Origin of the sequence: Bradyrhizobium sp. (assembly GCF_004799445.1) — a bacterium.
Lineage (GTDB): Bacteria > Pseudomonadota > Alphaproteobacteria > Rhizobiales > Xanthobacteraceae > Bradyrhizobium.
This window is the reverse complement of sequence record NZ_SSNA01000234.1, coordinates 1-6,652: the sequence shown is the minus strand read 5'-3', so window position 1 is coordinate 6,652 and position 6,652 is coordinate 1. Positions and strand designations below refer to the sequence as shown.

Annotated in this window: 8 protein-coding genes and 1 pseudogene; 3 read left to right on the top strand and 6 right to left on the bottom strand. The window is 65.3% G+C overall.

Annotation, left to right across the window (positions count from 1 at the left end):
* Positions 1-642, top strand: a pseudogene (locus tag E8A46_RS29775) (hypothetical protein); the annotation flags it as partial.
* A 58-nt stretch (positions 643-700) separates the two neighbouring features.
* Here the strand turns inward: E8A46_RS29775 and E8A46_RS29770 are convergent.
* The 4 genes from E8A46_RS29770 to purE all read right to left on the bottom strand — a co-directional run bounded on the left by E8A46_RS29770 (position 701) and on the right by purE (position 3,841).
* Positions 701-1,522 carry a tetratricopeptide repeat protein gene (locus E8A46_RS29770; RefSeq protein ID WP_291568769.1) on the bottom strand — a complete coding sequence of 274 codons (822 nt, stop codon included), beginning with the start codon at positions 1,520-1,522 and terminating at the stop codon, positions 701-703.
* Positions 1,523-1,717: 195 nt separating this feature from the next.
* The gene (gene rpsU, locus E8A46_RS29765) at positions 1,718-2,026 is read right to left on the bottom strand and encodes a 30S ribosomal protein S21 (protein ID WP_291568767.1); all 309 of its coding nucleotides are present in this window, start codon (positions 2,024-2,026) and stop codon (positions 1,718-1,720) included.
* Between the two features lie 196 nt (positions 2,027-2,222).
* On the bottom strand, positions 2,223-3,356 hold the full coding sequence (locus tag E8A46_RS29760) for a 5-(carboxyamino)imidazole ribonucleotide synthase (RefSeq protein WP_291568765.1): 1,134 nt from the start codon (positions 3,354-3,356) through the stop codon (positions 2,223-2,225).
* Positions 3,353-3,841: a 5-(carboxyamino)imidazole ribonucleotide mutase gene (purE, locus tag E8A46_RS29755; RefSeq protein WP_291568763.1), complete on the bottom strand. Its 489-nt coding sequence runs from the start codon at positions 3,839-3,841 to the stop codon at positions 3,353-3,355. The genes E8A46_RS29760 and purE overlap by 4 nt, the downstream gene beginning before the upstream one ends.
* 263 nt (positions 3,842-4,104) lie before the next feature.
* Between purE and E8A46_RS29750 the strand changes: the two genes are divergently transcribed.
* Positions 4,105-4,779 (top strand): GGDEF domain-containing protein, encoded by a 675-nt coding sequence (locus E8A46_RS29750; protein WP_291568761.1) that lies wholly within the window; start codon positions 4,105-4,107, stop codon positions 4,777-4,779.
* Positions 4,780-4,839: 60 nt separating this feature from the next.
* Positions 4,840-5,994, top strand: a complete 1,155-nt coding sequence (locus E8A46_RS29745; RefSeq protein WP_291568759.1) for an epoxide hydrolase family protein — start codon at positions 4,840-4,842, stop codon at positions 5,992-5,994.
* 4 nt (positions 5,995-5,998) lie between these two features.
* Here the strand turns inward: E8A46_RS29745 and E8A46_RS29740 are convergent, their stop codons facing one another.
* Positions 5,999-6,250: a hypothetical protein gene (locus tag E8A46_RS29740; RefSeq protein WP_291568757.1), complete on the bottom strand. Its 252-nt coding sequence runs from the start codon at positions 6,248-6,250 to the stop codon at positions 5,999-6,001.
* 23 nt (positions 6,251-6,273) lie between these two features.
* Entirely contained in the window at positions 6,274-6,480 is a 207-nt protein-coding gene (locus tag E8A46_RS29735) for a hypothetical protein (RefSeq protein ID WP_291568770.1), read from the bottom strand.
* Positions 6,481-6,652 lie beyond the last annotated feature (172 nt).

Below are 6,652 nucleotides of genomic sequence, written 5' to 3'. Positions count from 1 at the left end.
GCCGACAAGCCGGCGGAGACCGCCAGCATTCCCCCGACCGCTCCCGCGAGCGTCCCGGCGGATACCCGCCGCCATCAGCCGCGCGAAAAGGCCGCCGTCAGGACCGCTCCCGCGGCGGTTCCAGCGTCGCAGCCATCCGCCCCCGCCGAGCCCGTGATTGCAGCGCCAACTACCGTCGCGCCGGTCGAGACGGCAATCACGCCGGATGCCAACAATCTGGCGCGCGCGGCGATCGAGCGTCTGCGCGGCGCGCCTGAGGCTTCGCCACGCGCCCAGGAAGCGGCCCGCATTCCGGAAGCGCCCCATGTTGTGGCCGCGCCAGCTCCGCAGGTTGTGGCCGCGCCAGCGCCCCAGCCGGTTCAGATGCAGCCGGTTCAGCCGCTGCCGCCGCCGATCCAGGTTTCAACGCCGCCGGCCGACGCATTCGGCCCCGGATCGTCCCAGGCGAAACCATCTTACGCGCCCACGGCGCGGGCGGACGATCCGCATCGTCCAACACCGCCGGCCGATATCCCCGACCCGCGGCCGCTCGATTTGAGGGCCGATGCGGTGGATTCGCCGCCTGCCCGGGAACACACCACGGTTGCCGAAGACATGCTGTCGGCGGCGAAATCGGTGTTCCACTCGGTGTTGCCGAAATAGCCACGAACCGGCCCCCGCTCCGGATCACGTCCGGGGCAGGTCTTCGCGCGAACCTGCTTCAAAACGTATCGTAGCTCTGCCCGGGCTTGCCGCCGACGCGGGCAAAGCCGCTTCGCGCGGCTTCGTCCTTCGGGCGCAGGTTGATGGCGCGGCCATATGAACCGGCGGCCTTGGTTTTGTCGCCGAGGCGTTCATAGGCAAGTCCCCGGGTAATCCAGATCTGCGCGTTCTGCGGATCGGATTGCACCGCCTCGTCGAGATCGGCGGCGGCCTCCTTGGCCTTGCCCAAAGCCAGGTAGCTCAGCGCGCGGCCCTGCAGCGGCTCGGCCTGTTGCGGGATGAGACCGTTCGCGGTCGTGAAGTCGTCGATCGCGAACTGGTGCTGCTTTTCGCTTTGATAGAGCAGCCCGCGATTGTAATAGGCCTCGGCGTCATCGGGACGAAGGCTGATCGCCTTGTTGAAATCCTCAAGCGCTTGTGGCGCCTGGTTCCGCGCCTTGAAGACCATGCCGCGGCCAAGCCAGGCCGGCGCGTAGTTGGGATCGAGCGCCAGCGCGCGCTCGTAGTCGCTCATCGCCTGATCGAGCCGCTTGGTCTTGCGATAGATCAGGCCCCGGTTGGCGAACGCCTGACCATAATTGGGATCGAGGCTGATCGCCTTGCTGAAATCGGCGAGTGCCTCCTCGGTCTTTCCGGCCTGCGCCAGCACCGAGCCGCGCATGTTGTAGGCCTGCGGATCGTTGGGGTTGTTTCTGACGGTTTCGGTGAGCGAAGCGATGTTGCTCGAGGCGGCCAGCTGCGCGGGCTCTTCCTTCGGCTCCGAAGAGGTCGTCAGCGATCCCAGCGTCATCGAACAGCCGCCGAGGGCGATGGTGATCAATGCGATTGCCGCGGACGCACGCGGACCGGGGCGCAAAGCTCCGGAAAGGACATCAGGAACCGGGATGGGCATCGTGCAGAACACTCACGCGGCTAACGCAGTATTGGTAGCCCGCTGGCGCGTATTCCGCAAAAACCACAACGCGGGCACGAAGGCCCGCGTCATCGGATGATTCAAATCCAACAAGATGGCTGATCAGCGCGACCCGCGGGGTCCCGCGCCGGGACCGCCACGGCCGCCACCGGCACCGCCCCGCTCAGCGCCTGGGCCGGCACCGAACACCGGTTTCGGCTTCATCGGCAGCAGCCCTTCGCGCTGCAACTTCTTGCGGGCGAGCTTCCGCGCGCGGCGCACGGCTTCGGCCTTTTCACGGGCCTTCTTCTCGGAGGGCTTCTCATAATGACCGCGAAGCTTCATCTCGCGGAAAATACCTTCGCGCTGCATCTTCTTCTTCAGCGCCTTGAGGGCTTGATCGACATTGTTATCGCGAACGAGAACCTGCACGCGGCATCCTCTTTCAATTGATCGGATTGGATTCTGGTAAAGCAAAGGGCCGGCAAAACGCCTAGCTCTCAACCTTGAGGGCGCGGATGTATCAGACAAAGCTGGGAATGTCCACCGGCGGAAAAGCAAATAGCCGTGCCGAACGCGGCCAAATCCGCCCCGATCAGGCTCTCGGGGAGGTCTCGGATCCCCCCGATCAGGCGGGTTTTGGCGGCGCCGCGACCTTGGCGACGTGCGCCTGAGTGTGGACCTGGGTCACGTGCCCCATCTTCCGGCCTGGCCGCGGCGCACCCTTGCCGTAGAGGTGGACGGTGACGCCCGGCACCGTCAGCCATTGCTGATAGCTGTTGATCTCGTCTCCGATCAGGTTGGTCATGGTGACCGCGCCGTGGCGGACGGGCTTGCCCAACGGCCAGCCGGCGATGGCGCGGATGTGCTGCTCGAACTGCGAGATCGATGCGCCGTCCAGTGTCCAATGCCCGGAATTGTGCACCCGCGGGGCGACCTCGTTGACCAGGAGCTTCAGCCCGCCGTCTTCCGGTACCACGAACATCTCGACCGCGAGCACGCCGACATAATTCAGGGCGTTGGCGATGCGCTGCGCCACGTCGCGGGCCTGCGCCGCCAGCGCGTCGGGGATGGCAGCCGGCACGCGGGAGATTTTCAGGATGTGATCGCTATGCTCGTTTTCGGTGACGTCGAAGCATTCGACCTGGCCGTCGGCCGAGCGCGCGGCGATCACTGAAATCTCGCGCTCGAACGGAATGAAGGCCTCCAGGATCGCGGATTTGGTGCCGAGGTCCTGCCAGACCTGGTCCGGATCGTCTCCTTCACGGATGATCGCCTGACCCTTGCCGTCATAGCCGAAGCGGCGCGTCTTGATCACCGCGGGGAGGCCGATTTTCCCGATCGCGGCACGTAAGGCAGCCGCCGACGACACGTCGGCATAGGCGGCGGTTCCGATGCCCAGCCGCTTTACAAAATCCTTCTCGACGAGACGGTCCTGCGTGGTCTCCAGGATCTCCCGGCCGGGCAGCACCGGACGGCGCGCCGCCAGGATCATCGCCGAGGCCGACGGCACGTTCTCGAACTCATAGGTGATGACGTCGACGTCGTTGGCGAACAGCTCGAGCGCCTCGACATCGGCATATTCGGCGCACGTCGCGTTCGCCACGACGTCGAAAGCCGGCGAATCCGGATCGGGTGAAAACACCTGGCACCGCAGGCCAAGCCGCGCCGCGGCCATCGCCAGCATCCGGCCCAATTGTCCGCCGCCGAGAATTCCGATGGTGTCGCCGGGCTTCAGCTTCACCTGATTTGGCGCCGTCACGCAGATTCCTCCGGACGCTCGGCTACCGCCTCGGTCTGCGCCTTGCGCCAGCCGGCAAGTCTCGCTGACAGCGCCTTGTCGTTCAGCGCCAGGACGCTGGCGGCAAGCAGCGCGGCGTTGACGGCGCCGGGCTTGCCGATCGCCAGCGTCCCGACCGGGACGCCGGCGGGCATCTGGACGATGGAGTAGAGCGAATCAAGGCCGGACAGCGCCTTCGATTCAATGGGCACCCCGAACACCGGTAGTTCCGTCAACGACGCGGTCATGCCCGGCAGGTGCGCAGCACCTCCGGCGCCGGCGATGATGATCTTGAAGCCGGCCGCCTTGGCACCCTTGGCAAAGGCGAACAGCCGGTCCGGGGTACGATGGGCGGAGACGATGTGCTTCTCGCTGCCGATGCCGAGCTCAGCCAGGGTTTCGGCGGCGTAGCGCATGGTGTCCCAGTCCGACTGGCTTCCCATGATGATGGCTATCGGGGCGGGCATGCGATCAATTCTTTTCGGGAATCCAAAAACATAGGCCGGATTATAAGATCGGCCCTCGGTTCGGCAAGGCGTGGCAAGGGGTCCGGAATGGACTATCCTGTCTTGGTGAGGACCGGCAAGCCTTCTTAGAGCATGATCCCGATCCGACGGGCCGCATTAACGCAGAGGGGGATGCCGGTTTTGAGACAAAGTTCACGCCCAGACCGAGGATCAAGGGAAGGGTTTGATTCAGCGCCGCTGGATCAGACCCCAGACAGAGGCTCATGAAGAAGAAAACCGGAACGGCGGCTCCGAAGGCCGCGAAACGCCGCAAGAGCGTGGTGGCGAACCGCAAGCCTGCGCCGCAGCGGGCGCCGGCCCCGCGGCCGTCGGTGGTATCCGGCGACGCCAAAGCGCAGATTCGTCGGCTCCGGACCCAACTGGCGCAGGCGCAGGCGCGTATCGAGCAATTGCAGGCCTCGGCCGATACCGATTTCCTGCTGGAAATTCCCAACCGGCGCGGCTTTGAACGCGAGCTCAACCGCGTGATCGCCTACATCAAGCGCTATCATGCGAGCGGCGCGGTAATCGTGCTCGACGTCGATCGTCTCAAGCCGATCAATGACGCCTTCGGACATGCCGCGGGCGATTCCGTGCTGAAAGCCGTCGTCAATGCGCTCTCGCGCCAGATCCGTTCCTCCGACGTGATCGGGCGGCTGGGCGGCGATGAGTTCGCGCTGCTGTTGTGGAATCTCACCGAGACCGACGCCCACGCCAAGGCTGCGGCGCTGGAACAGGCCGTCGACCGTCTCAGCTTCGTGTTCCGCGGCCGCACCGTCACCACGGGAGCCTCCGCCGGCGTGGCGCTTCTGGGACCGCATTCCGAAGCGGGACGGGCGCTGGAAGAAGCCGATTGCGCGATGTATGTGCGCAAGGCGCAACGGCGTCATGAGGTGTGAGGTGCAATCCCTCGATCACCCGGATTTGCCGCCGCTCCCTCCAACCAGCCGAGCAGGACCATGACCAAACCCACGCCGTTTACGCTTCGGATCCCGGACGCCGACATCGCCGACTTGCGCGATCGCCTGGCGCGCTCACGCTTCCCTGACCAGGCGCCGGGCGAACCATGGGCCTATGGCACCGATGTGGCCTATCTGCGTGGGCTCGTGCAATATTGGCGCGACCATTTTGACTGGAGGGCGGAGGAAGCCACGCTCAACGCCTTTCCGCAATTCCGCGTTGCGCTCGACGGCATCGACCTTCATTATCTGCATGTGCCCGGCGTCGGCCCCGATCCGATGCCGCTGCTCCTGCTGCACGGCTGGCCCGGCTCGGTGTTCGAGTTCCTCGAAATCATCCCCCGTCTCACCGATCCGGCGCGCTTCGGCGGCGACGCCCGCGACGCCTTCACCGTGGTGGCGCCGTCCCTGCCGGGGTACGGGCTTTCATTCCGGCCCGGCCAGAAACGCTACGGCGTTCCCGAAATGGCGGACTGTGTCTGCGCCCTCATGCATGACGTCCTCGGCTACGCCCGCTTCGGCGCGCAGGGCGGCGACTGGGGGGCCGCGGTCACCAGCCGGCTCGGTTATGCGCATGCGGAGCGGATGATCGGCATCCACATCAATCTGATGATGGCGGCGGGCCGCGACCCCAAAGCCTTTCCCAATCCGAACGAGGAGGAGCGGCACTATCTCGCCGAACTCGCGCATTGGATGCACGAGGAGGTGGGCTATCAGTGGATCCAGGGCACCCGCCCGCAGACGCTGGCCTTTGCGCTGACCGATTCACCCGCAGGTCTTGCGGCATGGATCGTGGAGAAATTCCGCGCCTGGTCCGATTGCGGCGGCGACGTCGAGCGCGCGATCAGCCGGGACCGCATGCTCGCCGACATTTCGCTTTACTGGTTTACCGCGGCGATCGGCTCGTCGTTCTGGCCGTATTATGCGAGGCTTCACGGCTCGGTCATTGTGCCGCCCGGCGAGACCATCTCGGTGCCCACCGGCTATGCGCAATTCCCGCGCGAAATCCTCAAACCACCGCGCAACGTTGCGGCGCGCGTGTTCACCGACATCCGCCGCTGGAGCGTCATGGAGAGAGGCGGACATTTCGCGGCCCTCGAGCAGCCGGAATTGTTGGCCTCCGAGGTGCGCGCCTTTTTCCGGGAATTGCGCTGAGCTATTACAGCCCGCTCAGATCGTCCGGCACCTGGCCAAATTTCCTGAGCAATTGCGCATCGCTGAATTCGCCGACCATGGGATCGCCGGTGCGGCTGAAGGCGACCGCCCCGACGCAGCCGGCGCCGTGCGACAAGGCTTCCGCGCGCCGCAATGCTCCTGACGAACTCTGGCATTCCTCCGCGGCGCCCGCGACCGGCGAGCCGGTATCGTCTTGCAGGAACGGCATTGCGACGTAATAGGTGACATCGGCCATTGCGTTGTTCCCGTCCGGTTCGATCAGGCAGCGTCGCCGCGTGTCCGCCGCCGCGCCGGAGCGCGTTCGGCTGCCGCCGCCTGCAATTCCCTCAATTCGATTTCCAGATATTCGTTCGCCATGATCAGCGCCTTGATCGTGCTGCGCAGGTTTCCGTCGCACATCGCAATCGCCTGGTCGCAAGCCTGCTCGTAACAATCGGTGTCGGGCGATGGAGCAGGTTCGGACATGGACATGACGAACTCCCTGGGCGAGCATGGGCCGCTAGATTGATGTTCCTATTTTGTTCTCTTCGAGTCAAGCGGGTTAAATCGGGTGTCATGGTCGATTTCCACCGCTCCTCGCCAGCAGGCCAGGGGGAGCTGCGGCCGGGCCAAGGGCAGGCGGTCCGAACAGGCTGGC

Coding starts and splice junctions, on each gene's coding strand:
- E8A46_RS29750 (WP_291568761.1), top strand. CDS start 4,105: ATGAAGAAGAAAACCGGAACGGCGGCTCCGAAGGCCGCGAAACGCCGC.
- E8A46_RS29745 (WP_291568759.1), top strand. CDS start 4,840: ATGACCAAACCCACGCCGTTTACGCTTCGGATCCCGGACGCCGACATC.
- E8A46_RS29740 (WP_291568757.1), bottom strand. CDS start 6,250: ATGGCCGATGTCACCTATTACGTCGCAATGCCGTTCCTGCAAGACGAT.
- E8A46_RS29735 (WP_291568770.1), bottom strand. CDS start 6,480: ATGTCCGAACCTGCTCCATCGCCCGACACCGATTGTTACGAGCAGGCT.
- purE (WP_291568763.1), bottom strand. CDS start 3,841: ATGCCCGCCCCGATAGCCATCATCATGGGAAGCCAGTCGGACTGGGAC.